Origin of the sequence: Albidovulum sp., assembly GCF_049646345.1 — a bacterium.
In the GTDB taxonomy this organism is placed as follows: domain Bacteria; phylum Pseudomonadota; class Alphaproteobacteria; order Rhodobacterales; family Rhodobacteraceae; genus Albidovulum.
Map to the genome: position 1 here is coordinate 1 of NZ_JBARVQ010000272.1, position 1,892 is coordinate 1,892.

At 62.7% G+C, this 1,892-nt stretch carries 2 protein-coding genes; both read right to left on the bottom strand.

Annotated elements, in window-relative coordinates:
* The coding region (locus WBB85_RS06480) for a ParB/RepB/Spo0J family partition protein (protein ID WP_432637809.1) at window positions 1-558 on the bottom strand (558 nt) is incomplete at its 3' end.
* 127 nt (window positions 559-685) lie between these two features.
* Complete coding sequence (locus WBB85_RS06485; RefSeq protein ID WP_432637810.1) at window positions 686-1,882, bottom strand: DUF932 domain-containing protein; 1,197 nt, start codon at window positions 1,880-1,882, stop codon at window positions 686-688.
* Window positions 1,883-1,892: the final 10 nt, after the last annotated feature.

Below are 1,892 nucleotides of genomic sequence, written 5' to 3' on the forward strand. Positions count from 1 at the left end.
GGGATTGACCGTGAAGGCCATCAGCTGGTCGAGCGTCATTTCCTCCTCGGCATAGACATCATGCAGCGCGGGTGCGACTGCGGCGAGTTTCAGCCGCTGCTTGACCACGCTGGCCGAGACGAAGAAAGCGGCGGCGATCTCCTCCTCGGTGCGGCCCTTCTCGCGCATCGCCTGAAACGCGCGGAATTGATCCAGCGGATGCAGCGGTGCGCGCTGGATATTTTCTGCTAGGCTGTCTTCTTCCGCGAGACCGTCCATGCGCACGACGCAGGGCACCAGCGCCGTCTTGTTCAGGCGCTTCTGCTTCACAAGAAGCTCCAGCGCCCGGAACCGCCGCCCACCGGCAGGGATTGTGAACATGCCGGTCTCGGCACCGTTGTCGTCCAGCACGGGCCTCACGGTGATCGAGGCCAGCAGCGTCCGCCGGGCGATGTCTTCGGCCAGCTCCTCAATCGAGACGCCGGCCTTGACGTGGCGCACGTTCGACTGGCTGAGCATCAGCTTATTGAAGGGGATGTCGCGCGAGGCGCTGAGGGTGATTTTCTGTTGCTTGGTCATCGGGATTACTCCGCGACGGGCCAGCCGGGAGCCACTCTCTCGACCTCCAAACCCGTCACGGAAAACCCGGCCCAACTCTCCCTCTAAGGAGCGATGGGCCGGAAAATCTCCCAACGGGAGTTCGCGGCTAGAACGCCTTCTCCAACAACACCTTCGCCTTGCCCTCCATCACAAGCCTCGCATCCTGCTGCGGCTTCGAGCGGGCAACAGCGGTGATCCCCTGCACGAAGTCGAACACGCTCTCAGGCGGGCGGCCTTCCTCGGCCAACACCGTCTCGACGATCCGACCGGTCTCCGCCTTCGAGAACCCGCGCTTGCGCAAGAATTCCTGCCGGTCCTCGTCTGTCCGCGCGACGATCTTCTCGCGTGATGCCCGGATGCCGTCGATGAATGGAGCTGGCGAGGAGTTGGCAAAGCGGGTGAGCGCCGGGGCCGCCTCATGCGCAAACCGGGAGGCGGCGTATTTCGAATGGCGGATTTTGATTTCCTGGAAGTCCTCGACGCCCCAGAGATTGCGGTTCTGGCAGACTGCCCGCAGGTAGAAGCTGGCGATGCCCAGCGTCTTTGCCCCGACCTCCGAATTCCAGCAGTAGAACCCTCGGAAATAGAGGTCTGGCGAGCCGTCAGGCAGCAGCCCCGCCTCAATGGGGTTCAGATCATCGACCAGAAAGAGGAAGACGTCGCGGTCCGAGGCGTAAAGCGTGGTGGTGTCTTTGGTGATGTCGACCCGCGGATTATAGATACCCGTCGACCAGTCCAGAACGCCGGGCACCTTCCAGCGTGTGTCGCCAGTGCCGTTGCCCGCGATACGCTGAACGGCGGAGACAAGCTCGTGATCGTAGATGCGGCCATAGTCGGGGCCGGTCACGGCGCGCAGTTCGGTGCGCCCATCCCCGGTTTCCAGCGTCTTGATCTGTTCGGCGCGATGATTGGTCAGTCCGTATTGCAGGTTAATGCCCGCCAACGGCGCGGGCAATTGACGCAGATAGGCGGCAGGCCCGCCGACGAGGCTGGATAACTGCCCAAAACTCCAATGCGTGGGCGCAATCGGCTCATCAGCTCCGGGCAGGATCAGCCCTAACTTCTCGGGATTGTCACGATGCGCCTCAACCCGGATCGCAGCGCTTTCCACCGTGCGCGTCCGGCTCCGCTCCGCCCGACCTTTTACCGAGGCAAAGAGATCGTCGAGCGACAGATACCGCTCGTCATCCGGCCGCGAGAACCATTCGGACGACACGCGGTCCACGTTCGAGCCGCGTGACACATCCACCTTGTAGCCGCCACTCGCATCGGGGCGCGCATTGAAATTCTGTTCCTGAATCATGGGATAACCT

Excerpts from the sequence above, each read along its gene's own strand:
- WBB85_RS06485 (WP_432637810.1), bottom strand. The coding sequence starts at position 1,882 with ATGATTCAGGAACAGAATTTCAATGCGCGCCCCGATGCGAGTGGCGGC.